The sequence below is a fragment of the Kitasatospora sp. NPDC058444 genome, from assembly GCF_042721415.1.
Taxonomy (GTDB): Bacteria; Actinomycetota; Actinomycetes; order Streptomycetales; family Streptomycetaceae; genus Kitasatospora.
Map to the genome: position 1 here is coordinate 188,944 of NZ_JBHXLL010000002.1, position 23,764 is coordinate 212,707.

Genomic DNA, 23,764 nt, shown 5'->3' on the forward strand with positions numbered 1-23,764 from the left:
ACCGGACGGGAACGGGCCGGGGCTCCGCGCGCAAGCCGCCCCCGGAGCGGGCGTCAGGATCCGGCCGTTCCGTCCTCGCTGGTCAGAGGCCTGTCCGGGGTGCCGTGGGGGCCCGGACGACGGGTTCCGGCGGGTGGGGGAGGTTGGATATGCGTGGGACGGCATTGGAGAATCGGGTCCGGCACCACGCGGCGGGTGCGGACAACGGGGAGGTGGCAGCGGAGTGGACCAGCTGACGGCGCACGATCCGAGGCGGATCGGGCCCTTCGAGGTGCTGGGGCGGCTCGGCGCGGGTGGGATGGGTCTGGTCTACCTGGCGCGTTCCGCGTCGGGGCGACGGGTCGCCATCAAGACCGTGCGGGGTGAGCTGGCCGAGGACGAGCTGTTCCGGGTCCGCTTCGCCCGGGAGATCGCGGCGGCCAAGACGGTCGGCGGCTTCTACACGGCGGCCGTGGTGGACGCGGACGCGGACGCCCGGGTGCCCTGGCTGGCCACCGCCTACATCCCGGCCCCCTCGCTGGAGGACCTGGTCGAGGACTGCGGCCCGCTGCCGGTGGAGGCCACCCGCTGGCTGGTCGCCGGCATCGCGGAGGCTCTCCAGTCCATCCACGCGGCCGGGCTGATCCACCGCGACCTCAAGCCCTCCAACGTCCTGGTGGTCGAGGACGGCCCGAAGGTGATCGACTTCGGCATCGCGGCCGGGGTGTCCAGCACCCGGCTCACCATGACCAACGTCGCGGTCGGCACCCCCGCCTACATGTCCCCCGAGCAGGCCCGGGACAGCCGTACCGTCCGGGGCGCCAGCGACGTCTTCTCGCTCGGCTCGCTGATGGTCTTCTGCGCCACCGGGCACCCGCCCTACCGGGGCACCAACCCGGTCGAGACGGTGTTCCAGCTGCTGCGCGAGGAGCCGGACCTGACCGGCATGCCGCGCGAGCTGATGGACCTGGTCCGCGCCTGCATGCAGCAGGCCCCCGAGCGCAGGCCCACCCCGGCGCAGATCCAGACCGAGCTGGCCCCGCACCTCTTCTCCCGGGACGACGCCTCCGGCGAGGCCGGGGACTGGCTGCCGGCCAACGCGCTGGAGCTGATCGAGCGCAAGCGGGGCCGCCGGACGGCCGCCCCGCCGTCGCGCCCGCCGGCCGGCCCGGCCCAGCCGCCGCAGCCGCCCGCGCACCCCCAGGCCGCGCACCCCCAGGCCTCGCACCCCCAGCCCGTGCACCCCCAGGCCTCGCACCCCCAGGGCCCGCCCTCGCACGTCCCGCCGCAGCACCTCGGACCGGCCGACCCGCGCACCAACCCGGGCGGGCGGCACGCCCAGCCGCCCGCCGGACCGGTGCACAGCCTGCCGCAGCCGGGCCCGCACCAGGACGCCGAGATCCCGACCGCGAAGATCGCCTCGCCGAACCGGCACCGGGCGCCCACCGGCGGCTCCGTCGAGGTGCAGCTGTCCGGCGCCTCGGTGCGGATAGGCCCGGGGCCGCGGGCCGAGCACGAGCAGCCCGGCCCGAGCACCGCCCCGGCCACGACGGACTGGGTCCGCCGCGCCCCGACCCCGCCGCCCCCGCCGGTCGCCCGCTGGCGCCCCTGGCGGTTCCGGATGTCCAACGACGTCTGGGGCACCCCGGTGGTCGCCGACGGCACGCTCTTCGTCTCCAGCTTCGAGGTGCACGCGCTGGACATCGCCTCCGGCGAGCGCCGCTACAAGACCCGGGACGTCGCCTGGGCGCTCGCGGTGGACGCCGGCCGGGCGCACGCCGCGGACGGCCCGCACCTGTACACGGTGGACGCCGCGGACGGCACCGAGCGCTGGCGCACCTCGCTGGACGGCTGGGTCTACTCGCTCTCCGCCGCCGACGGCGTGCTCTGCTGCGGCATCAGGGGCGGCGGCGTCCAGCTCCGCTCGGCCGCCAACGGCGCCGAGCTGTGGCGCGCCGACGACGCCCAGCAGGACTACGAGAACCCGCAGTCCGGCCCGGTCCTGGTGGGCGGCGCCGCCTACTACTACGGAGGCGGGCGGCTGCGCTGCGTCGACCCGCGCGGCGCGGGCCTGCGCTGGTCCTTCCCGGTCGGCGAGGACGTGCCCTCGCACCCGGTCGAGCGCGGCGGCGTGCTGTACGTGGCGGCCGGCACCCGGGTGTACGCGCTGGACGCGGCCAGCGGGGCCGAGCGCTGGCGCTTCGAGGCCCCGGTGGTGCTGTTCACCCCGCCGGCCCTGGACGCCGACGCGGTCTACGTGGCCGACTACCTGGGCACGGTCCACGCGCTGGACGCGGCCACCGGCCTGGACCGCTGGCGCGGGGTCACCGGCCGCCGCCAGGGGGCCGACCCGGTGGTGGTCTCGGACGGCATGGTGCTGGTCGGCAACGGCGAGGTGCTGTACGCCTTCGAGGCGGCCACCGGCCGGGAGCGCTGGCGCTACACCGCCCGCGGCGAGATCGTCGGCTCCCCGGCGGTGGCCGACGGCCTGGTGCACCTGGGCAGCCGGGACCACTCGCTGCACACCCTGGACCTGGCGAGCGGTCAGCTGCGCTGGGAGCTCGGCACCAAGGGCGAGCTCACCGGCTCGCCGGTGGCGGTCGGCGGCCGGGTCTTCGTCGGCTCCAAGGACCGCTGCGTGTACGCGCTGGACGCCTTCTACGGCACGGCGGTGCCCGCCCGCTGAACCGCGGGGCGGACACCGCTGGTGCCGGCGCCGGCACCAGCCCGTCGGCACCACCGGTGCCGGTGCCGACGGGTCGGTGCCGTCAGTCCGGGACTCAGGCCTTGCGGGCCCCGGGGTGGCGGCTGCACCAGCCGTCCCACGCGGAGGAGACCATCTCCGTCACGTCGTGACGGGCGGTCCAGCCCAGCTCGCGGTGGATCAGGTCGGCCGAGGCCACCACGCGGGCCGGGTCGCCGGGGCGGCGCGGGGTCATCTCGGCGGCGGTGTCGTAACCGGTGACCTTGCCGATCACCTCCAGCATCTCCTTGACGCTGACGCCCTCGCCGCGGCCGATGTTCAGCACCAGGGAGGTCGCGCCGGCCGGGTCGGCGGCCATCCGCTTGGCGGCCGCCACGTGCGCCGAGGCGATGTCGGAGACGTGGATGAAGTCGCGGACGCAGGTGCCGTCCGGGGTCTGGTAGTCGTCGCCGAAGATCCGCGGGGCCTCGCCGGCGGTGAGCCGCTCGAAGACCATCGGGATCAGGTTGAACACCCCGGCGTCGGAGAGCTCGGGCGAGGCGGCGCCGGCCACGTTGAAGTAGCGCAGGGCCACGGTGGACATGCCGTGGGCCTTGCCGGCCGCGGCGACCAGCCACTCGCCGGCCAGCTTGGTTTCGCCGTACGGGCTCATCGGGGCGCAGGGCGTGGACTCGGTGACCAGGTCGACGTCCGGCATGCCGTAGACCGCGGCGGAGGAGGAGAAGAGGAAGCGCTTCACCCCGCCCTCGGCGGCCGCCTCCAGGACGGTCTGGAGGCCGATCATGTTCTCGCGGTAGTACAGGAAGGGCTGCTCGACGGACTCGCCGACCTGCTTCTTGGCGGCGAAGTGCAGGATGCCTTCGACGCCGTGGTCGCGGATCGCGGCGTCCAGGGCGGCGCGGTCCAGGGTGGAGCCCTCGATCAGGGGGACGCCGGCCGGCAGCCGGGAGGCGTCGCCGGTGCTGAGGTCGTCCAGGACGGCGACGCGCTCCCCGGCGTCGAGCAGCTGTCGGACGACGTGTCCGCCGATGTATCCGGCACCGCCGGTGATCAACCAAGTCATGTGCCGATCCTAGGGGCGCACCTTGTGGATCTTCGCCGGGCCCGGCGGAACCCACGAGGCGCGCTCCCGCGTTCGGGATCGGTCGCCACGTTCGGGCGAGTCGGGGCCGCAAAGCAGACAAAACGGTGAAAAGCTGACAAAGATTTCCGTGCGTTCATATCCGCGCCCGCTCGGCGCGGTGACGAATCGGAGGCAGCCAGGTGCGCCGTCACAAGGAACACGCCAGTCCCCTGCCCGCCGGGCCGCGGCCGACCGGCCCGAGGGTGCCGGGCGGGCGGCTGCCGGGGGGCGTCGCGGGGGCGCTGGCGGCCGTGCTGGCGCTGGCCGGGTGCAGCAGCGGCTCGTCCTCCTCGGCCACCGTCGCGGCCACCGGCTCGCCGCAGGGCGCCGCCGCCCCGCAGGCCCCCGCGACGTCCGCCCAGTCGAACGGCGGGACCCAGCTGCAGGACGCCTACCAGGCGGTGATCGCCAACGTGCTGCCGTCGGTGGTGCAGATCACCACCGGCGACAGCCTCGGGTCCGGGATCGTCTACGACGACAAGGGCGACATCGTCACCAACGCCCACGTGGTCGGCACCGCGACCACCTTCACGGTGACCCTCGCCAACAGCACCACGGCGCTGGACGCGAGCCTGGTCGCCAGCTACCCCGACTCCGACCTGGCGGTGATCCGGCTGAACAAGCCGCCGAGCGGTCTCAAGCCGGCCAGCTTCGGCGATTCGAGCAAGGTCCAGATCGGCCAGATCACCCTCGCCATGGGCAGCCCGCTGGGGCTCTCCAGCAGCGTCACCCAGGGCATCGTCTCGGCCATCGGGCGGACCGTCTCCGAGCCCCAGGCTCCCGGGTCGCCGGGCGCCACGATCGGCAACATGGTGCAGACCTCGGCGGCGATCAACCCGGGCAACAGCGGCGGCGCGCTGGCGGACCTGGACAGCAAGGTGATCGGCATCAACACGCTCGCCGCGGTCGAGCCGCAGACCAACGGCGCGGCCGCACCCGGCATCGGCTTCGCCATCCCGGCGAGCACCATCACCAACATCGCCGACCAGCTGATCAAGCAGGGCAAGGTCACCAACTCCGGCCGGGCCGCGCTCGGCGTCACCGTCCGAACCAACACCAACCAGCAGTTCCAGCCGTCCGGCGCGGTCATCGTGGCGGTCACCCCGGGCGGGCCGGCGGCCTCGGCGGGGCTCCAGGTCGGGGACGTCATCACCAAGATCGACGACACCCAGGTGGACTCGCTGAACGCGCTCACCACCGCGCTCGCCTCGCTCAACCCGGGCAGCAAGGTCACCGTCACCTACACCCGCAACGGCGAGACCAGGACCGCCGACGTCACCCTCGGCGAACTGGCGCCCGCCCAGACCTCGTCGCCCTGAGCCCCGGTACGGGGACGCCGGGCCGCACGCCGCGCAAGGGTTCAGCGGGCCGGGTGCCGTACCGGACCGGCGCCGGGACCTCGTCTCCGCCTCGACGTGGTCCCGGCGCCCTGCCGTGTCCGGGGGAGGGGGCGGTCAGCGGCGGGCGGTGCGGGTGCGGAAGGGCAGCTCCACGGTGACGGTGGTCGGCCCGCCCTCGGGGCTGTCCACCAGGAAGACGCCGTCCACCGCGCGGACCCGCTCGGCCAGCCCGGCCAGGCCGCTGCCCGGGTAGGGGGCCGCGCCGCCCTTGCCGTCGTCCTGGACCAGCACCATCAGCTGGTGGTCCGAGCGCCAGACCTCGACCGAGGCGGAGCGGGCGCCGGCGTGCTTGGAGACGTTGGTCAGCAGCTCGCTGACGGTGAAGTAGGCGATGCCCTCGACCGCCGAGTCCGGACGCTCGGGCTGCCCGTCCGGGCCGGTCAGGTCGACGTTCACCCGGACCCCGCCGGGGACGGTGCAGCGGGCGGCGACCGAGGACAGCGCGGCGTCCAGGCCGCGGTCGGTGAGCACCGCCGGGTGGATGCCGCGGGCCAGGTCGCGCAGCTCCTGGAGGGCCAGCTTCACCTCGCCGTGGGCGTTGTCGACCATCCTGGTGGCGGCCGCCATGTCGTCCTCCGACTCCACCTCGCGCAGCCGCTCCTTGGCCATGCCGAGGTCCATCGCCAGCGCGACCAGCCGGGCCTGGGCCCCGTCGTGCAGGTCGCGCTCGATCCGGCGCAGGTCGGCGGCGGCGGTGTCGACCACGGTGCCGCGGTCGTCCTCCAGCTCGCGCACCCGCTCGGCCAGGGCGCCCGGGAAGAGCAGCGACTCGATCAGGATGCGGTCGACCGCGGCCAGGGCGCGGACCACCCAGGGCAGCACCGGCCAGAGCGCGATCACCGAGACCAGGGTCAGCGCGAAGCTGAGCACGCCCCAGGGCAGCATCAGCACGTTGTAGAGCGCCGAGCGCCAGTTCAGCAGGTCGGTGAGCTGGGCGATGGTGTAGCCGACCATCCCCGGGCGGCGCGGCTTCACCGGCTCCGGCTCGTCGATCGCGGAGTCGTACGCCGACCGCGCCCGCTGCCGGCCCAGCGCGCCCAGGGAGCGCGAGACGGCCAGGCCGCCGGCCAGCAGCGGCAGGCCGATCACGGTGATCGACAGGCCCAGGCCGACCGAGAGCGTGGTCACGGCCAGCACGAAGCCGGAGATGCCGAGCGGCAGGTTGAGCATCAGCCGGCCGACCTGGTGCCACATCCTCGGGCCGTACAGCGGCGGACGCTCCATCCGAGCGTCCTGCTCCCTGATGGCGTCCACGGCGCGGTGCAGCGGCTTCATCCGGATCTACCGTCCCTCTTCGTCGTGCGGCTGGACCAAGCTTCCCGAACGGCGGGTGGTGGGTGCCATGGGGGTGATACATCTTCCCGGCCGGGGGTTAACCCCACCCCGGCCCCGGTCTCCGGTGGCCCGCCGGTGGTCCGCCGGGGTTCCGCCGGTGGTCGGTCGGGGGTCGGCAGGAGGTCGGCAGGAGTTCCACCGGAGTTCCACCGGGGTGTCCACGGGCCGTCTTGCGGACCGGGCAGGGTTCGGGCGGAGCGGAGCGGTCCCCTTAGACTCACGCTTTGGCCATGGTTGGGCCCGTGAGAGCAAACGTCGTAGAACTGTCCTAGGGGCGGATTCACGGCCGAGGTGGAGGCGAAGGCATGGAGGGGAAGCACGCGGCTGCCGTCGCGGCCGACCCGGCGGTCGGCAGCGGCTACTTCGACGCGTACGCCGCGATCGGCCTGCTGGCCGTCGTCGGGGTGCTCTTCGTCGTCGTGGCGTTCACCGCCAACCGGCTGCTGCGACCCGTGGTGTACTCGCCCGAGAAGCTCCTCACGTACGAGTGCGGAGTGGACCCGGTGGGTGAGGACTGGGCGCACACCCAGATCCGCTACTACGTGTACGCCTTCCTGTACGTGATCTTCGCGGTGGACGCGATCTACCTGTTCCCGTGGGCGACGGTCTTCGCCTCCGCCGGGTACGGCGCCGGAACTCTGGTCGAGATGTTCCTGTTCATCGGCTTCCTCGCGGTCGGACTGCTCTACGCCTGGAAGAAGGGCGTTCTGGAATGGACGTGACCCACTCCCACTCGCACGGCGGCGCCCAGGGCGGTCCCGTCCCGCTCGGCCTGCCGGACCCCGCCCGCCCCGGCGCCGTCGAGCGCCGCGGCATCGGACCGCTGGCCCGGCTCGCGCCGGACCCGGTCAAGGTGGTGCTCAACTGGGGCCGCCGCTACAGCCTCTGGTGCTTCAACTTCGGGCTGGCCTGTTGCGCGATCGAGTTCATCGCCGCGTCCATGGCCAAGCATGACTTCATCCGGATGGGTGTCATCCCGTTCGCGCCCGGACCCCGTCAGGCTGATCTGATGATCGTCTCCGGGACGGTGACCGACAAGATGGCGCCCGCCGTCAAGCGCCTCTACGAGCAGATGCCCGAGCCGAAGTACGTCATCTCCTTCGGCGCCTGCTCCAACTCCGGCGGCCCGTACTGGGACTCCTACTCGGTCACCAAGGGCGTCGACCAGATCATCCCGGTGGACGTCTACGTCCCCGGCTGCCCGCCGCGGCCGGAGGCGCTGCTCCAGGGCATCCTCAAGCTCCAGGAGAAGATCGCCGCCGAGTCCCTGCCGGAGCGCTACGCGGCGCCCGCGTCGGCGCTGCGCCGTCCGCTGGTGACCGGGCCGTCGAGCGCCGGGCCTTCGAGCGGTTCCGACGAGGGAGGGGTCTCGTGACTTCCGCCGAGCAGTGCGCGGCGTCGGTCGGGGAGTGGGCGACCGGCGCCGAGGCGTACGGGCTGATCACCGTCGACGTCCCGGCCGAGAACTGGATCGAGGCGCTCACCAACGCCCGGGACGTCCTGGGCCTGGGCTTCTTCGACTGGCTGAGCGCCGTCGACGAGCTCGCCGAGGGCTTCTCCGTGGTCGCCCACCTGGCCGCCGTCGAGGCGCCGGGCGTCCGGCACCTCGCGCTGCGCACCCGGGTGCCGCGCGACAGGGCGGCGCTGCCGACCGCCGTCCCGGTGTACGCGGGTGCCGCCTGGCACGAGCGCGAGACCCACGAGATGTTCGGCATCGACTTCCCCGGGCACCCCTACCTCGCCACCCTGCTGCTGCCGGACGGCTTCGAGGGGAACCCGCTGCGCAAGGAGTTCGTGCTCGCGGCGCGGGTCGCCAAGGACTGGCCGGGCGCCAAGGAGCCGGGCGAGTCCGATCACGGCGGCGGGCCGGCCCGGCGCAAGATGCAGCCGGCCGGCGTGCCGGACCCGAACGAGTGGGGGCCGCTCAAGGGCACCCTGCCGCCGGTCGCCGAGCGGCCCGCGCGCGGTGCGCGGGCGGCGGGCGCGGCGGCGCGGACGCCCCGGGCGGCCGGTGCCGCTGCCGCCGGCGCCGCTGGTGCCGCTGCCGGTGCCGAGGGTGGTGCTCCGGTGCGGGCGGACCGGCCGCGGCGGACCAGGTCGGTCTCCGAGGGGTCGGCGAGCCAGGCGGCCGCCGAGCCCTCCGCCGAGCCCTCCGCGACTCCGGGCGCTCCTGCTGCTCCTGCCGGTGCCGGTGCCGAGGGTGGTGCTCCGGTGCGGGCGGATCGGCCGCGGCGGACCAGGTCGGTGTCCCAGGGGTCGGCCAGTCAGACGGCCGCCGAGCCCGCCGCCGAGCCCGCCGCTGAGCCGGCCGCCGAGCCGACGGCCGAGCCCGCGGCTCCGGTGCGGCCCAGGCCGTCCGACGCGCCCCGGTCCTCCGACGCGCCCTGGCACAACCCGGTGCCCGCCCACGACGAGGAGCCGTCGGGCGCGAAGCCCGGCGAGGAGCGGGGCGAACCGGGCGGGCAGCAGGACGAGACCTCGGCCGGAGCGGCCGACCAGGACGGAGACGGCACGTGAACCTGTTCGACACGGTGCTGCGCTGCGTCGCCACCCTCGTCGTCTTCCTGGTCTTCCCGCTGGTCATCGGCCAGACCGAGCACAAGGTCATGGCGCACATGCAGGGCCGGCTCGGTCCGATGTACGCGGGTGGCTTCCACGGCTGGGCGCAGCTCGTCGCGGACGGCGTGAAGTTCGCGCAGAAGGAGGACATCGTCCCGGCCGGGGCGGACCGCCGGATCTTCCAGCTGGCGCCCGCCGTCTCGCTGCTGCCGTACCTCTTCGTGCTGCTGGCGATCCCGGTCGGTCCGAACGGCTTCGTCGGCCAGGCCGTCGACGCCGGCCTGTTCTTCGTGCTGGCCGTGATGGGCGTCGGCGTGATCGGCAAGCTGATGGCCGGCTGGGCCTCGGCGAACAAGTTCTCGCTGCTCGGCGCCCTGCGCACGGCCGCGCAGCTGATGTCGTACGAGCTGCCGATGGTGCTGGCGGCGGCCTCGGTGGCGATGGCCGCCGGCACGCTGTCGCTGCCCGGGATCGTGGACTCCTTCCAGTGGTACTGGCTGCCCTGGCAGATCATCGGCGCGTTCGTCTTCTTCACGGCCGGTCTGGCCGAGCTCCAGCGGCCGCCGTTCGACATGCCGATCGCCGACTCGGAGATCATCTTCGGCGCGTACACCGAGTACACCGGTCTGCGGTTCGCCCTGTTCCTGCTGTCCGAGTACGCGGGCATCCTGGTGGTGTCGGCGCTGACCGCGGTGCTCTTCCTGGGCGGCTGGCACGGGCCGATGTCGGACCAGCTCGGCTGGCTCTGGATGATCCTCAAGACCTTCGCGCTGGCCTTCGTGGTCATCTGGCTGCGGGTCACCTACCCGCGGCTGCGCGAGGACCAGCTGATGCGCTTCGCGTGGACGGGCCTGATCCCGCTCGCGCTGGTCCAGCTGGCCCTCACCGGCATCATCAAGGTGGCGATCTCATGAGTTTTCCGGGAGCAGGCCTGGCCAAGGGCCTGGCCGTGACGCTGCGGACGATGACCAGGAAGAGCGTCACCGCGCAGTACCCCGACGTGCAGCCGGTGCTGCCGCCGCGTTCGCGCGGCGTCATCGCGCTGCTGGAGGAGAACTGCACGGTGTGCATGCTCTGCGCGCGCGAGTGCCCGGACTGGTGCATCTACATCGACTCCCACAAGGAGACGCTGCCGGCCGCCGAGCCGAACGCCCGGGCCCGCACCCGCAACGTGCTGGACCGGTTCGCCATCGACTTCTCGCTCTGCATGTACTGCGGGATCTGCATCGAGGTCTGTCCCTTCGACGCGCTGTTCTGGTCGCCGGAGTTCGAGTACGCGGAGACCGACATCCACGAGCTGACCCACGAGCGGGAGAAGCTCCGCGAGTGGATGTGGACCGTCCCCGCGCCGCCGGCGCTGGACCCGGCGGCCGAGGAGCCCAAGGAGATCGCCACCGCGCGCAAGGCGGCGGACAAGCTGGCCGCGGCAGCCGCGGCGGCCGCGGAACCGGCCACCGACGAGAAGGGAGACGACGCGTGATTGGTACCACCACGCTTCTCGCGGCGACCGGCTCCCTGGAGCCGGCCGCCCGTTCGTTCCTGTCCCCGACCGGCCAGGAGATCGTCTTCCTGCTGGTCGGCATCGCCGTGCTCGGCTCGGCCGTGGTCTCGGTGACCACCAGGCAGCTGGTGCACGCCGCGCTCTGGCTGGTGGCCGCGCTCGGCGGGCTGGCGGTGGAGTTCCTGCTGCTCACGGCCGAGTTCATCGCCTGGGTGCAGGTGCTGATCTACCTCGGTTCGGTGGTCGTCCTGGTGCTGTTCGGGCTGATGCTCACCAAGGCGCCGATCGGGCGCTCGCCGGACGCCGACTCCAGGAACCGCTGGGTGGCCCTGGTCGTGGCGCTGGCCTCGGCCGGGACCCTGGTCACGCTGGTCGTCGACGCCTTCCGGACCTCCTGGATCGACCTCGGGCAGGGCGGCGGCTCGGCCGCCGTCACCGGGGCCAGCCTGTTCCGGCACTGGGTGCTGCCCTTCGAGGCGCTGTCCGTGCTGCTGCTGGCGGCGCTGGTCGGCGCGATCGTGCTGTCGCGCGGCTCCAAGCGGCGGGTGCCGGCGCCCCGGGCGGGCAAGCTGCGCGCCGGGCGGCCGGTCGGGTCCAACGGGACGGTCGCCGCGACCGCACCGAAGCCGGCTCCGGCTCCGGCGGCCGCCCAGTCGGCCTCCGAGCAGTCGACCTTTGAGCAGGAGGGCTGATGCACCTCGCCTACCCCGTCGTCCTCGCCGCGCTGCTGTTCAGCGTCGGCGTGTACGGCGTGCTCGCCCGGCGCAACGCCGTCCTGGTGCTGATGTCCGTCGAGCTGATGCTCAACGCCGTCAACCTCAATCTGGTCGCCTTCGACGCCTGGCTGCGGGACTCGCTGCACGCCGGGCAGGCGCTCACCCTGTTCACCATCACCGTCGCCGCCGCCGAGATCGGGCTGGGGCTGGCCATCGTCCTGCTGCTGTTCCGGGCCCGGGGCACCGCGGACATCGACCGCGCCACCGCGCTCGGCGACCCGGCCGAGGCGCTCGCCGTCGAGGAGACGCCGGTCGACGCCGGGGCGCCGACCGGAGCCGAGGCACTGAAGGGCCAGGCCGCCGCATGAACCTCGCCCTGCCCGCACTCGTCCCGGCGCTGCCCGCGCTCGGCGCCGCCGCGACCCTGGCCGTCGGCAGGAAGGCGCCCGGGCTGGCCCGGCCGCTGGCCATCGTCCCGGTCGCCGTCTCGGCGGTGCTCGCCCTGGTGGTCGCCCTCCAGCTCGGCACCGGCCAGACCCTGGACGCCGCCACCCGGCTCACCCCGACCGGCGGCCCGGACATCTCCCTCGCCCTCCACCTGGACGGCTTCAGCTCGCTGATCTCGGTGCTGGTCGGCCTGGTCGCCACCTGCGTCCAGGTCTACTCGACGGCGTACCTCAAGGAGGACCCGCGCTACCCCTCGTACGCGGCGCTGGTCTCGCTGTTCACCGCGGCGATGTTCCTGGTGGTCTACTCGGGCGACCTGATCGTGCTGCTGGTCGGCTGGGAGGTCATGGGCCTGTGCTCGTACTTCCTGATCGGCCACCACTGGGAGACCGCGGACGCCCGCTCGGCCTCGCTGAAGGCCTTCCTGGTCACCAAGCTCGGTGACGTGCCGTTCCTGTTCGGGATCTTCCTGCTCGGCGCGGACGCCGGCAGCTTCCGCGTCCCGGACGTGCTGGCGGCCGCGACGGAGGGCAGGCTCGGGCACCCGACGCTGATCGCCCTGCTGCTGCTCGCCGGCGTGGCCGGCAAGAGCGCGCAGTTCCCGCTGCACACCTGGCTCCCGGACGCGATGGCCGGCCCGACCCCGGTCTCCGCGCTGATCCACGCCGCCACCATGGTCGCGGCCGGCATCTACCTGGTCGCCCGGCTGCTGCCGGTCTTCCTGCTGTCGGGCGCGGCGCTGGTCGTGCTCGCGGTGATGGCCGCCGTGACGATGATCGGCTCGGCGCTCTGCGCGCTCGCCCAGGACGACCTCAAACGGGTGCTCGCCTACTCCACCGTCGGCCAGCTCGGCTACATGGCCGGCGCGCTGGCCAGCGGGGACCGCGAGGCCTCCGTCTTCCACCTGGTCAGCCACGGCGCGTTCAAGGCGCTGCTGTTCCTGGCCGCCGGTGTGGTGATCCACGCCGCGCACACCAACTCGATCTCCGCGATGTCCCGCATCCCCGGGCTGCGGCGGCGCGTCCCCGACGCCTACTGGACGATGGGCATCGGGCTCGTCGCCCTGGTCGGGCTGCCGCCGTTCTCCGGCTTCTTCAGCAAGGAGGCGGTGCTCACCGCCGCCGAGCACGCCGCCAACGGCGAGGCGCTGACCAACGGGCTCGGCCCGGCGTCGGCGGTGCCGCAGGCGGCCGGCTGGATCGTGCTGATCTCCGCCGGACTCACCGCGCTGCTCACCGCCGCGTACGCGACCCGGCTGTTCCTGGTCGCGTTCCACAGCCCGGCCGGGGCCGCCGCGGCCGCACCGCAGGTGCTGCCCGCCGCCGACCGGGGCACCGTCGTCGCCGACCACGAGGCCGGCGCGCCGTACTCGCCCGAGCTCGACGAGGCCGACCCGGCCAAGGCCGAGCCGCCGGCGATGCGCTGGCCGCTGTGGGTGCTGGCCGTGCCGACCATGGGCTTCGGCGTCGCCGGCCTGCGTTCGGACTGGCTGCCCGCGCTCCTGGACGGCGGCTCGCTGCGGCCCTCCGCCGTCACCGCCGTCACCGGCACCGGGCTCGCCGTGGTCGGCGCGCTCGCCGCGTACGGCGCCTGGCGCGCGGCGACCGCCCGGCTGGGCACCGGCCGTCCGGCTCCGGCCGGCCGGGTGCCCGAGCAGGGCGGAGCACCGGCCACCGAGGTGATCGTCGCCGATCCCGGGCGCACCCTGCTCGGCCCGCTGTTCGGCCCGGCCCGGCACGGCTTCGGCGTCGACCGGCTGTACCGGACGCTGTTCGTCCGCCCGGTGGTCGCCGCCGCCAAGCTGGTCCGCTTCCTCGACCGCGAGGTCGTCGAGGGCTACGTGCAGGGCAGCGGCATCGGTGCCAACCTGCTCGGCCGGGCCGTCCGGCTCGCGCAGACCGGGAACGCGCAGACCTACCTCAGCGCCCTGCTGGCCGCCGTCGTCCTGCTGACCGTCCTGGTGGCGGTGTAGCCGGTGCCGACGTCCTCCACCTCCGTCCCCTCGACCGCTGCTGGGAGCCCCCGATGAACGCAGTCCTCATCGCCCTCCTGGTGCTGCCGCTGCTCGGCGCCGCACTCACCCTGGCGCCGGTGTTCGGACCGGACCGGGCCGTGGCCGACCGGCGGGCCCTGCGGCTGAACACCGTCGTCACCGGCGCGGTGTTCCTGCTCACCGTCGCCCTCGCGGCCGGCTTCGACCACGACGAGCCCGCCCGGATGCAGGCCACCACCGACGTGTCCTGGATCCCGGCCCTGCACGTGCGCCTCCACCTTGGGGTGGACGGCGTCTCGCTGCCGCTGATCGTGCTGACCGGGCTGCTCACCTTCCTCTGCGCGCTGTACTCGGAGAAGCGGCTGCCGGACGGGGAGAACGTCCCGTCGGCGCAGGCCTTCGTCGGGCTGTTCCTCCTGCTCGAAGTCGGCATGCTCGCCACCTTCGCGGTGCTGGACCTCCTGCTCTTCTTCCTGGCCTTCGAGATCGTGCTGATCCCGATGTACTTCCTGATCGCCCGCTGGGGGAGCGGCGCCAAGGTGCCGGCCGCCAACCGGTTCATCCTCTACACGCTGCTCGGCTCGGCCGTGATGCTGCTCGGCTTCCTGCTGATCGGCAGCAAGGCCGGCACCTTCGACATGCAGGCCCTGGCCGCCGCGCACGGCAGCGGCCTCAGCCACACCACCCAGGTGATCGCCGCGCTGGCGATCCTGGTCGGGCTCGCGGTCAAGGCCCCCGCCTGGCCACTGCACAGCTGGCTCCCCGACGCGCACACCGCCGCCCCGACGGTGGGCTCGGTGCTGCTCGCCGGCGTGCTGCTGAAGATGGGCACCTACGGTCTGGTCCGCGTCCTCCTCCCGGTCGTGCCGGACGGCGCCGCCACCCTGGCCCCCTACCTGGGCGCCTTCGCGGCCGTCGGCATCGTCTACGGCTCCCTGGCCTGCCTGGCGCTGGCCCTCCCGTCGCCCACCACCACCCTTCTTTCGAAGCGCTCCGCGCCCTCGGATTCCGGATCCAAGGGCGACCTCAAGCGCCTGATCGCATACAGCTCCGTCGGCCACATGGGCTTCGTGCTCCTCGGTATCGCCTCCCTCACCCCGGTGGGCGTCAACGGCGCCCTGTTCGCCAACATCGCCCACGGTCTGATCACCGGTCTGCTGTTCTTCGTCGTCGGCGCGCTCAAGGACCGCTACGGCACGGCCGACCTCGACACCCTCGCCGGCGCCACCGGCGCCGCCCTGTACGGCCGGGCCCCGCGACTCGGCGCGCTGCTCGCCTTCGCCGCCGTCGCCAGCCTCGGCCTGCCCGGCCTGGCCGGCTTCTGGGGCGAGCTGCTCGCCATGTTCGGCGCGTTCGACCCGGCCGCCGGCCTGTCGCGCCCCGCGTTCGTCACCTACATGGTCCTGGCCGGCCTCGGCACCCTCCTCACCGCCGCGTACCTCCTGATCGTGGTCAAGCGCGTCTGCATGGGGGACCCGGAGCAGCCCGCACCGGTGGCCGAGCTCGCCGACCTGCGCCCGTACGAGGCCGTCAGCTGGACGCCGCTGGCCGCGCTCACCCTGCTCGCCGGCCTCTGGCCCGCGCTGCTGCTCGGCCTCTCCGACCCCGCCGTCAAGCACCTCCTCGGGGGTGGCTGACCGTGCTCGCAGCCCAGACCGCCGCACTCGGACCTCACTCCACGGGGCAGCACACTGTGACCTCCCTCGCCGTAGCCAACCCGGGCAGCCTGATCCAGTCCGTGGACTGGGTGGCGATCGCGCCCCCGCTGATCGCCGCCGTGGCCGCCCTCGCCGTGCTGCTCACGGACCTGTTCCTGCCCGAGCGGCACAAGAAGTGGCTCGGCCGCCTCACCGCGGCCGGACTCGCCCTCGCCCTCATCGCACTCCTTCCCCTCGCCGATGGATCACCCCGAGCGACCTTCTGTGTGCAGAACGTAGCAGGGGGGTCTGACAACGGCGGCTGCTCCTACGTCGCCGACCACTTCGCCCTGGTGTTCCAGCTGCTCGCGTTCGGCGGCGCGCTGATCGCGGCCCTGCTGTCGGCGCACACCGTGGAGACCGAGAAGCTGCCGCGCGGCGAGTACTGGTTCCTGCTGCTCTCCAGCGCCACCGGCGCCGCCCTGCTGCCCGCCTCCCGGGACCTCGCCACCCTGGTGATCGCCCTGGAGGTCGCCTCGCTGCCCGCCTTCGCCCTGGTCGCGCTGCGCCGGGACGGCCGGGGCGCCGAGGCCGCCTTCAAGTTCTTCGTCTCCTCGGTGACCGCGACCGCCGTCATGCTGCTCGGCGTCGGCTTCGTCTACGCGGCGAGCGGCAGCCTGCACCTCGGCGCCGTCGCCCAGGGCCTGGAGCACGCGCCCGGGCAGCTCAGGCCGCTGGCCGAGGCGGGCGTGGTGCTGACCCTGGTCGGCTTCGCCTTCAAGGTCGCCGCCGTCCCGTTCCACTTCTGGGTGCCCGACACCTACACCGGCGCGCCGCTGCCGGTGGCCGGCTACCTCTCGGTGGTCGGCAAGGCGGCCGGCCTGTCCGGGCTCGCCCTCGTCACCACCGTCGCCTTCCGCCCGTACGCCCACACCTGGGGCCTGGTGCTGGCCGTGCTGGCCGCCGTCACCATGACGGCCGGCAACGTCGGCGCGCTGCGGCAGCGCTTCGACACCCGGTACAGCGCGGTGCGGCTGCTCGCCTGGTCCTCGGTCGGCCAGGCCGGGTACCTGCTGGTGCCGCTCGCCGCGGCCGGCTACGCGCCCACCGGCGTCGACCCGCTCGGCGCCACCGCCGCGTACGCGCTGATCTACGGCGTGGTGAACCTCGGCGCCTTCGGGGTGGTCGCCGCCGTCGGCCGCCGGGCCGGGACCAGCGTGGACGACTTCCGCGGCCTGTTCGCCCGCAACCGCTGGACGGCGCTGGCGCTCGCGTTCTTCCTGCTCTGCCTGGCCGGTCTGCCGCCGGGCGTGATCGGCCTGTTCGGCAAGGTCGTGGTGTTCCGCGCGGCGGTCGACGCCGGGCTGGGCTGGCTGGCCGTGGTGATGGCCGTCAACGTGGTCGTCGCCCTGTACTACTACCTGCTCTGGACGGCCCGGCTGTTCGCCCCGGCGGCGCCGGACGCGTCCCTGGGGGAGAGCACCGCCGGGCACCGGCTGCCGGTGAGCCTCACCGCGACGCTGGGGCTCACCGCCTCGGCCGCCGTGGTGCTCTCGGTGGCGCCGCAGCTGGTCCTCCAGGTGGCGGGCGGCTCGCTGTTCTGAGCCGGTGCCGGGCCGCGCCGAGGGTGCGGTCCGGCGGTGTCGCGGGGGCACCGGGCTGTCGTCCGGGGTGCGGTGCGGCGGTGTCGCGTCGGTGTCGCGTCGGTCACCGTGTCGGGTCACAAGGGAACAAGGCCGTCGGCCCCACCCGTTGACCGGGCAAGAGGGACGAGGCAGAAAGGGCTTCCCCACCGCACCACTGGAGGGCCTGACGTGCACAGCCGGCACAACGGACTGAGGACCGCGGTCCTGCTCGGAGGCCTCTCGGCGCTGATCCTGGTGATCGGCAGCCTCTTCGGCCGCGCCGGCTTCGTGATCGCCCTGCTGGTCGCCCTCGGGACCAACGCCTACGCCTACTGGAACAGCGACAAGCTCGCGCTGCGGGCCATGCGGGCCCGGCCGGTCAGCGAGTTCGAGGCGCCCGGCCTGTACCGGATCGTCCGTGAGCTCTCCACCGCGGCCCGCCAGCCGATGCCCCGCCTCTACATCTCCCCGACCGAGGCCCCGAACGCCTTCGCCACCGGCCGCAACCCGCGCAACGCGGCGGTCTGCTGCACCGAGGGCATCCTGCGGATCCTGGATGAACGAGAGCTCCGCGGCGTGCTCGGGCACGAGCTGAGCCACGTCTACAACCGGGACATCCTGATCTCCTCGGTGGCCGGGGCGCTCGCCTCGGTGGTGATGTTCCTGGTGAACTTCGCCTGGCTGATCCCCTTCGGGCGCAGCGAGGACGACGACGGCCCGGGGCTGTTCGGGATGCTCGCCATCATGATCCTCGGCCCGCTCGCCGCCGGGCTGATCCAGCTGGCGGTCAGCCGCTCCCGCGAGTACCAGGCCGACACCGACGGCGCCCGGATGACCGGCGACCCGCTCGCCCTCGCGAGCGCCCTGCGGAAGCTCGACGCCGGCACCCGCCGGCTGCCGCTCCCGCCCGAGCCGCAGCTCCAGACCGCGAGCCACATGATGATCGCCAGCCCCTTCCGTCCCGGCGAGGCCGGCGCCAAGCTCTTCTCCACCCACCCTCCGATGGCCGAGCGCATCGCCCGCCTGGAGCGGATGGCGGGCTACGGCCGGTAGCCCCCCGCCGTCCCGGGGCGTCAGCCCGCCGCCTCCTCGTACGCGAGCCGCAGGCGGTGGACGCCCTCGGCGACCTGGGCGGGGCTCTCGGCCGCGGCGTAGCTGAGGCGGAGGTGGGGGGCCGGCGGTTCGGCGGGGTGGTAGGGGCGGCCGGGGGAGACCTGGACGCCGGCGCGCAGCGCGGCCGCGGCGAGGGTGGTGTCGTCGACGCCGTCCGGGAAGCGCAGCCACAGGTGGTAGCCGCCGGGGCGGTGGGCGCCGAGGACGCCGGGCAGCTCGCGGTGCAGGGCGGCGACGGCGGCGGTGCGGCGGTCGCGCAGTTCGGCGCCGAGGGTGCGCAGGTGGCGGGCCCAGGCGGGGTCGGCGACCAGTTCCAGGGTGGCTTCCTGGAGCGGCCTCGGCACGAAGAAGCTGTCCACCACCTGGGTGGCCCGCAGCCGGGCCAGCGCCGGGCCGCGCGCGGTCAGGGCGCCGACCCGAAGGTTGGGGGAGGCCGCCTTGGTCAGCGAGCGCAGGTGCACCACGACCCCGTCCCGGTCGTCGGCGGCGAGCGGGCGCGGCAGTGCGGGGGCGTCCGCGTGGACCAGCAGCCGGGCGAAGTCGTCCTCGACCACGAAGGCGCCGGCGGCCCGGGCGATCCGCAGCACCTCCTCGCGCCGTTCGGGCGACAGCACCGCGCCGGTGGGGTTCTGGAACAGCGGCTGGCAGACGAGGACCCGGGCCCGGGTGGCCGCGAAGGCGTCCGCCAGCAGGTCGGTGCGCACGCCGTCGGCGTCGACCGGGACCGGGACGGGCCGCAGCCCGGCCGCCCGGACGACCGCCAGGATGCCCGCGTACGTCGGCGACTCCACCAGCACCGGCGAGCCGGGCGCGGCGAGCGCCCGCATGGCGACGGTCAGCCCGCTCTGCCCGCCGGAGGTGATCAGGACGTCCCCGGCGCCGATCGGCCCGCCGTGGCCGCCGATGTCCCGGGCGAACCAGCCGCGCAGCGCGGTGAGGCCGTCGGTGGGCGGGCGGTCCCAGGCGCCCGGTCGCCGGCCGGCCCGGGCGAGGGCGGCGGCGAGCAGCCGCTCGGGCAGCAGCGAGGCGTGCGGGTAGCCGCTGTTGAGGTCGATGACGTCGGGCGGGGGCACCCGGAGGGTGGCGAACACCGGGGCGGCGAGCAGGTCGCGCGGGCCGGAGTCGGCGCTGAGCGCGATCTCCTGCCAGGAGAGGTCGCCGGTTCGGCCGGACGGTGCGGCGGGGACGGCCGGGGCCGCGGCGAAGGCCGCCGCCCGGAACACCCCGGCGCCGGGCCGGGAGACCACCAGGCCCTCGGCCACCAGCACCGCGATGGCCCGGGAGACGGTCACCGGGCTGACCTGGTGGTGCTCCACGAGCGCCCGGCTGGAGGGGAGCTTCCGTCCTTCCGGGTAGCGCTCGACCTCCCGCCGCAGGATGTCGGCGAGTTCGGTCACACTGCTACGCTCGTTCATGACGGCACAAGATAGCGCTACCCGCCCCAGGGCGGTAGCACCTCGCCAGGCCCCGGCTTCCGGCACCGCCCTCGCGGCCCTCGCCGTGGTCTCCTTCTCGCTCAGCTTCCCCGCCACCGCGTGGTCCCTGACCGGCTTCGGCCCGTGGTCCTCGGCCGGTCTGCGCGGCGCCCTGGCCGGCCTGCCGGCCGTGCTCCACCTGGTGGCCGTCCGCGCCCCGCTGCCGCAGCGGCGGCACTGGCCCGGACTGCTGGTGGTCTCCGGCGGTTGCGTCCTCGGCTTCCCGCTGCTGACCACGCTGGCCCTGCGCACCTCCTCGACCGCCCACTCGGCGGTGGTCATCGGCGTGCTGCCGCTGGCCACGGCGGCGTTCGCGGCGGTGCGCACCGGCCGCCGGCCGTCCGGGGCGTTCTGGGCGGCGGCGCTCGCCGGGGCCGCCGCCGTCCTCGCCTTCACCCTGGTGCGCAGCCACGGCCGACCGGCCGTCGCCGACCTCTACCTGTTCGCGGCGGTGCTGCTCTGCGCCGCCGGGTACGCCGAGGGCGGGCGGCTCTCCCGGGAGCTGCCGGGCGCCCAGGTGATCGCCTGGGCGGTGGTGGCCGCGCTGCCCGCGGCGCTGCTGACCGCCGCGCTCGGGCTGGGTGCCGAGCCGGTGCGGCTCGGGGCGCAGGCGCTGGTCGGGCTGGCGTACACGGCGGTGGTCTCGCAGTTCGGCGGGTTCGTGCTCTGGTACCGGGGGATGGCCGCGATCGGGGTGCCGAGGGCCAGTCAGCTCCAGCTCGCGCAGCCGCTGCTGACGCTGGTCTGGTCGGTGCTGCTGCTCGGCGAGCGGCTGCCGGCCGCGGCGCCGGTCACCGCGGTGGTGGTGCTGGTCTGCATCGCGGTGACCCAGCGGGCCCGGACCTGATCCCGGGCGCCGCGGGTCGGCCCCGTACGCCCGCGAACCCCCGCTCCGGCCGGTTCGGCGCGGCCCCTCGCTCGTTAGGATGAACCCGCGCCCGTCGGTCCGGGCGCGGCATCCGGAGGGAGTGGGCCGTCATGGCAGACGAGAGGCACGCCCCGGCGGCCGGGGACGCGCCGGCCAGGCGACGCGGCCAGGGCGAGCTGGAGGCACAGGTGCTCGCGGTGCTCCAGCAGGCGCCCGGCCCGGCCGCCGCGGGATGGGTCCAGGAACGCCTGGAGGGCGACCTGGCGTACACCACGGTGATGACCATCCTGTCCCGGCTGCACGCCAAGAACGCCGTGACCCGGACCCGCTCCGGCCGTTCCTACCTGTGGCAGGCCTCCTCGGACGCCGCCGGGCTGGCCGCGTTGCGGATGCGCCGGATGCTCGACGGGGAGGCGGACCGGGACGCCGTCCTGGCCAGTTTCGTCACCGCGCTGCTGCCGCACGACGAGGAACTGCTCCGGGCGCTGCTGGACGCCGCGTCCGCCGATCCGGCAGTGCCCGACCGTGAGAGCTGACCCGTGGGCGTCTTCGTCTTCCTCCCGCTCGTCCTGCCGCTCACCGCGGTCCCGATCGCGCGCCTGACCGAACAGCACCTGCACCCGCGCGGCGCGGCCCGGCTGATGACCGTGATCAGCGCGGTGATGGCGGTGTGCAGCGCGCTCTGCCTCGGGCTGATCGGCGTGGTGGGCACCGCGCAGATCCCCGGCAACCCGCTGCCGGACAGCTGGTCCGACCCGGAGGTGCGGGCCGCACTGCCGTACCACGAGACGGTCGGCACGGCCGCGATGTGGCTGCTGGCCCTGGTGGGCCTCGCCTGCACCCGGACGCTCGTACGGCACCTGCGGGTGCGGGCCCGGGCCCGCCGGGCGCTGAGCGGGCTGCCCGCCGGGCCGGGACCGGCCGGCGACCTCGCGGTGCTGCCGGACCGGAGCCCGTACGCCTACGCGCTGCCCGGCTCGCCCGGCCGGGTGGTGGTCTCCACCGGGATGCTGGCCGGCCTGGCCGCCGACGAGCGCGAGGCGCTGCTCGCCCACGAGCGGGCGCACCTGCGCCACCGGCACCACCGGTACCTGCTGACCACCCAGCTCGCCGCCTGCGTCAACCCGTTCCTGCGGCCGCTGCAGGACGCGGTGGCGTACAGCGCCGAGCGCTGGGCGGACGAGGACTCGGCGCAGGCCGTGGGGGACCGCCGGATCACCGCGCGGGCGGTGGCCCGGGCGGCCCTGGTCTCGCACGCCGCCCCGGCCCCCGGCTTCGCGGCCTTCGCCGCCCCGGGCACGGCGGCCGGCCCGGTGCCGCGCCGGGTCGCCGCCCTGCTCGGCCCGGTGCCGACCTCCCGCAACTGGCCGCCGGCCAAGACCCCGGCGGGGCTGGCGGCGATGGTCGCGGCGATCGGTACGGCGGCGTCGGCGCTGTGCGCGCTCAACGCCGCCGTGGCCCTGCTGGTGGTGCTCAAGGCCGTCACCCCGCTGTAGCCGGCGGGGCCTGGAGCGTCGCGGCCAGCTCGTCGACGGCGGCCTCGGCCGCGGCCAGCGACTCGGCGGCGAGCGGCTGGAGGGCGTGCAGCGCCGGGACGTCGGCCGCCCTGGTGAGCTCGGCCGTGACCACGTGCAGGTGCTCCGCCGCGACCCCGATCCGGTCGAAGTACGCCCGCAGGTACGGGACCTGGAAGTCGCAGTGGGCGCGGGGCGTGCCCGGCCCGTAGCCGCCGCCGCGGACCGCGACGACCACCACGCGGGTGTCGCGCAGCAGCGGCTCGCCGGTCTCCGGGTCGTGGTGGACGCCGGGGAAGGTCACCCGGTCGATCCACGACTTGAGGCCGACCGAGACGGTGTAGTTGTACATCGGGCTGCCGATCAGCAGGGTGTCGGCGGCCCGCAGCTCCTCGATCAGCGGGCGGCTGAGCGCCCACTCGCGCGCCTCGTCCGGCCCCTCGACGAGGCGGCCGATGTCGTCCAGCGGGAGTGTCCCCTCGCGCTCGGTGCGGCGGCCGAGGGCGTCGTAGGCGGCGCGCACCGGGGGCACCGGGTCGGCGGCGAGGTCACGGTGCCGGTACCGGGCGTCGGCGCCGTGGCGGGCGCGCCAGGCGTCGGCGAAGCGGGCGGTCAGGGCGTGGCTGACCGAGCCGGACGGGCTGATGCCGGAGTCCAGGTGGAGCAGCGCGGTGGAGGTCATGGTGTTCTCCCGGTCACCTCGGAGGGGGACGGATCGTCATAGCGGTGACGAGCCGCGCCGAGGAAAGGTGACCGATGGACCGGAACGCGATGCCGGGAGCGGGTTCAGGAGCGGCTTCGGGGGCGGCTTCGGGGGTGACGGCCGAGCGCTTCGAGGCCGAGCGCGGGCGGCTGCGGGCGGTCGCCCAGCGGATGCTCGGCTCGACCGGCGAGGCCGAGGACGCCGTGCAGGAGGCCTGGCTGCGGCTGGTCCGCACCGATCCGGCGGAGATCGACAACCTGCCCGGCTGGCTGACCACGGTGGTCTCCCGGATCTGCCTGGACCTGCTGCGGGCCCGTGCCGCGCGCCGCGAGGAGCCGACCGACGAGCCGCTGCCGGACGGCTCCGGCGGCGGCCCGGAGCCGGAGCGGGAGGCGCTGCTGGTCGAGTCGGTGGGCCGGGCGCTGCTGGTGGTGCTGGACCGGTTGGGCCCGGCCGAGCGGGTCGCCTTCGTGCTGCACGACGGCTTCGCCGTGCCCTTCGACCGGATCGGGCCGATCGTCGGACGGACCCCGGTCGCCGCCAAGAAGCTGGCCAGCCGGGCCCGGCAGCGGGTCCGCGGGACGGCGGCGCTGCCCCCGGAGCCGCTGGCCGGGCACCGGCGGGTGGTGGAGGCCTTCCTGGCCGCCGCCCGGGGCGGCGACCTGGCCGACCTGCTGGCCGTCCTGGCCCCGGACGTGGTGCGCCGGGCCGATCCGGCGGCGCTGGGGCCCGGCCGCGCCCTGGAGGCCCGGGGCGCGCAGGCGGTCGCCCGGGAGACCACGGTCTTCGGCCGCCGGGCCCGCTACGGCGCGGTGGCCCTGGTGGACGGGGCGCCCGGCATCCTTATCGCCCCGGACGGGCGGTTGCGGCTGGTGCTGCGGGTGGCAGTCGCGGACGGCCGGGTGGCCGGCTACGAGGTGGTGGCCGACCCGGCCCGGCTGGCCGCGCTCGACCTGGCCGTCCTGCCCGGGTGAGGCGGTGGGCGAGGCGGTGGACTGAGCCGGTGGGGTGAGTGCCGCCGAGGTGAGTGCCGCCGAGGTGAGCGGCGGGTCGGCCGACGCCGGGTCGGCCG

At 74.7% G+C, this 23,764-nt stretch carries 21 protein-coding genes; 17 read left to right on the plus strand and 4 right to left on the minus strand.

All coding sequences use genetic code 11. The features are described from left to right. Positions 1-223: 223 nt before the first annotated feature. Complete coding sequence (locus ACFWP2_RS03435) at positions 224-2,665, plus strand: PQQ-binding-like beta-propeller repeat protein (protein ID WP_380447825.1); 2,442 nt, start codon at positions 224-226, stop codon at positions 2,663-2,665. Positions 2,666-2,759: 94 nt separating this feature from the next. On the opposite strand, the gene galE is transcribed toward ACFWP2_RS03435, so the two are convergent. Further along, on the minus strand, positions 2,760-3,746 hold the full coding sequence (galE, locus tag ACFWP2_RS03440) for a UDP-glucose 4-epimerase GalE (protein ID WP_380447827.1): 987 nt from the start codon (positions 3,744-3,746) through the stop codon (positions 2,760-2,762). 263 nt (positions 3,747-4,009) lie between these two features. On the opposite strand from galE, the gene ACFWP2_RS03445 reads away from it, so the two are divergent. Further along, a complete protein-coding gene (locus tag ACFWP2_RS03445) occupies positions 4,010-5,125 on the plus strand; it encodes a S1C family serine protease (RefSeq protein ID WP_380448206.1) in 1,116 nt (371 codons plus the stop codon). Between the two features lie 135 nt (positions 5,126-5,260). On the opposite strand, the gene ACFWP2_RS03450 is transcribed toward ACFWP2_RS03445, so the two are convergent. Next, positions 5,261-6,430: a sensor histidine kinase gene (locus ACFWP2_RS03450; protein WP_380448208.1), complete on the minus strand. Its 1,170-nt coding sequence runs from the start codon at positions 6,428-6,430 to the stop codon at positions 5,261-5,263. Positions 6,431-6,846: 416 nt separating this feature from the next. On the opposite strand from ACFWP2_RS03450, the gene ACFWP2_RS03455 reads away from it, so the two are divergent. From ACFWP2_RS03455 to htpX, 11 genes are all read left to right on the plus strand, one after another. Continuing rightward, complete coding sequence (locus ACFWP2_RS03455; RefSeq protein WP_380447829.1) at positions 6,847-7,263, plus strand: NADH-quinone oxidoreductase subunit A; 417 nt, start codon at positions 6,847-6,849, stop codon at positions 7,261-7,263. Next, positions 7,254-7,916, plus strand: coding sequence for an NADH-quinone oxidoreductase subunit B (locus ACFWP2_RS03460; protein WP_380447831.1), 663 nt, complete (start codon positions 7,254-7,256; stop codon positions 7,914-7,916). The genes ACFWP2_RS03455 and ACFWP2_RS03460 overlap by 10 nt, the downstream gene beginning before the upstream one ends. Further along, a complete protein-coding gene (locus ACFWP2_RS03465) occupies positions 7,913-9,058 on the plus strand; it encodes an NADH-quinone oxidoreductase subunit C (protein WP_380447833.1) in 1,146 nt (381 codons plus the stop codon). Before ACFWP2_RS03460 ends, ACFWP2_RS03465 begins: the two co-directional genes overlap by 4 nt. Then, on the plus strand, positions 9,055-10,014 hold the full coding sequence (gene nuoH / locus ACFWP2_RS03470; RefSeq protein WP_380447835.1) for an NADH-quinone oxidoreductase subunit NuoH: 960 nt from the start codon (positions 9,055-9,057) through the stop codon (positions 10,012-10,014). Before ACFWP2_RS03465 ends, nuoH begins: the two co-directional genes overlap by 4 nt. Then, positions 10,011-10,580 (plus strand): NADH-quinone oxidoreductase subunit I, encoded by a 570-nt coding sequence (locus ACFWP2_RS03475; protein WP_360342538.1) that lies wholly within the window; start codon positions 10,011-10,013, stop codon positions 10,578-10,580. The genes nuoH and ACFWP2_RS03475 overlap by 4 nt, the downstream gene beginning before the upstream one ends. Beyond that, on the plus strand, positions 10,577-11,293 hold the full coding sequence (locus tag ACFWP2_RS03480) for an NADH-quinone oxidoreductase subunit J (RefSeq protein ID WP_380447838.1): 717 nt from the start codon (positions 10,577-10,579) through the stop codon (positions 11,291-11,293). Before ACFWP2_RS03475 ends, ACFWP2_RS03480 begins: the two co-directional genes overlap by 4 nt. Continuing rightward, on the plus strand, positions 11,293-11,685 hold the full coding sequence (gene nuoK, locus ACFWP2_RS03485; protein ID WP_380447840.1) for an NADH-quinone oxidoreductase subunit NuoK: 393 nt from the start codon (positions 11,293-11,295) through the stop codon (positions 11,683-11,685). The genes ACFWP2_RS03480 and nuoK overlap by 1 nt, the downstream gene beginning before the upstream one ends. Continuing rightward, positions 11,682-13,736, plus strand: coding sequence for an NADH-quinone oxidoreductase subunit L (locus ACFWP2_RS03490; RefSeq protein WP_380447842.1), 2,055 nt, complete (start codon positions 11,682-11,684; stop codon positions 13,734-13,736). The genes nuoK and ACFWP2_RS03490 overlap by 4 nt, the downstream gene beginning before the upstream one ends. Before the next feature lie 53 nt (positions 13,737-13,789). Beyond that, on the plus strand, positions 13,790-15,394 hold the full coding sequence (locus ACFWP2_RS03495) for a NuoM family protein (RefSeq protein WP_380447844.1): 1,605 nt from the start codon (positions 13,790-13,792) through the stop codon (positions 15,392-15,394). Between the two features lie 56 nt (positions 15,395-15,450). Further along, the gene (locus ACFWP2_RS03500) at positions 15,451-16,998 is read left to right on the plus strand and encodes an NADH-quinone oxidoreductase subunit N (protein WP_380447846.1); all 1,548 of its coding nucleotides are present in this window, start codon (positions 15,451-15,453) and stop codon (positions 16,996-16,998) included. Positions 16,999-17,208: 210 nt separating this feature from the next. After that, positions 17,209-18,072, plus strand: a complete 864-nt coding sequence (gene htpX, locus ACFWP2_RS03505) for a zinc metalloprotease HtpX (protein WP_380447848.1) — start codon at positions 17,209-17,211, stop codon at positions 18,070-18,072. A gap of 20 nt (positions 18,073-18,092) precedes the next feature. On the opposite strand, the gene ACFWP2_RS03510 is transcribed toward htpX, so the two are convergent. Next, positions 18,093-19,547: a PLP-dependent aminotransferase family protein gene (locus ACFWP2_RS03510; protein WP_380447850.1), complete on the minus strand. Its 1,455-nt coding sequence runs from the start codon at positions 19,545-19,547 to the stop codon at positions 18,093-18,095. Here ACFWP2_RS03510 and ACFWP2_RS03515 point away from each other — a divergent pair. The 3 genes from ACFWP2_RS03515 to ACFWP2_RS03525 all read left to right on the plus strand — a co-directional run bounded on the left by ACFWP2_RS03515 (position 19,546) and on the right by ACFWP2_RS03525 (position 21,971). Beyond that, positions 19,546-20,454, plus strand: coding sequence for a DMT family transporter (locus ACFWP2_RS03515; RefSeq protein ID WP_380447852.1), 909 nt, complete (start codon positions 19,546-19,548; stop codon positions 20,452-20,454). The two genes, ACFWP2_RS03510 and ACFWP2_RS03515, sit on opposite strands and share 2 nt — an antisense overlap. 131 nt (positions 20,455-20,585) lie before the next feature. Further along, positions 20,586-21,011, plus strand: a complete 426-nt coding sequence (locus tag ACFWP2_RS03520) for a BlaI/MecI/CopY family transcriptional regulator (protein WP_380447854.1) — start codon at positions 20,586-20,588, stop codon at positions 21,009-21,011. 3 nt (positions 21,012-21,014) lie between these two features. Beyond that, the gene (locus ACFWP2_RS03525) at positions 21,015-21,971 is read left to right on the plus strand and encodes a M48 family metalloprotease (RefSeq protein WP_380447856.1); all 957 of its coding nucleotides are present in this window, start codon (positions 21,015-21,017) and stop codon (positions 21,969-21,971) included. On the opposite strand, the gene ACFWP2_RS03530 is transcribed toward ACFWP2_RS03525, so the two are convergent. Beyond that, a complete protein-coding gene (locus ACFWP2_RS03530; RefSeq protein WP_380447858.1) occupies positions 21,958-22,671 on the minus strand; it encodes an FMN-dependent NADH-azoreductase in 714 nt (237 codons plus the stop codon). The genes ACFWP2_RS03525 and ACFWP2_RS03530 overlap by 14 nt on opposite strands. A gap of 89 nt (positions 22,672-22,760) precedes the next feature. On the opposite strand from ACFWP2_RS03530, the gene ACFWP2_RS03535 reads away from it, so the two are divergent. Next, entirely contained in the window at positions 22,761-23,666 is a 906-nt protein-coding gene (locus ACFWP2_RS03535) for a sigma-70 family RNA polymerase sigma factor (RefSeq protein WP_380448210.1), read from the plus strand. Positions 23,667-23,764: the final 98 nt, after the last annotated feature.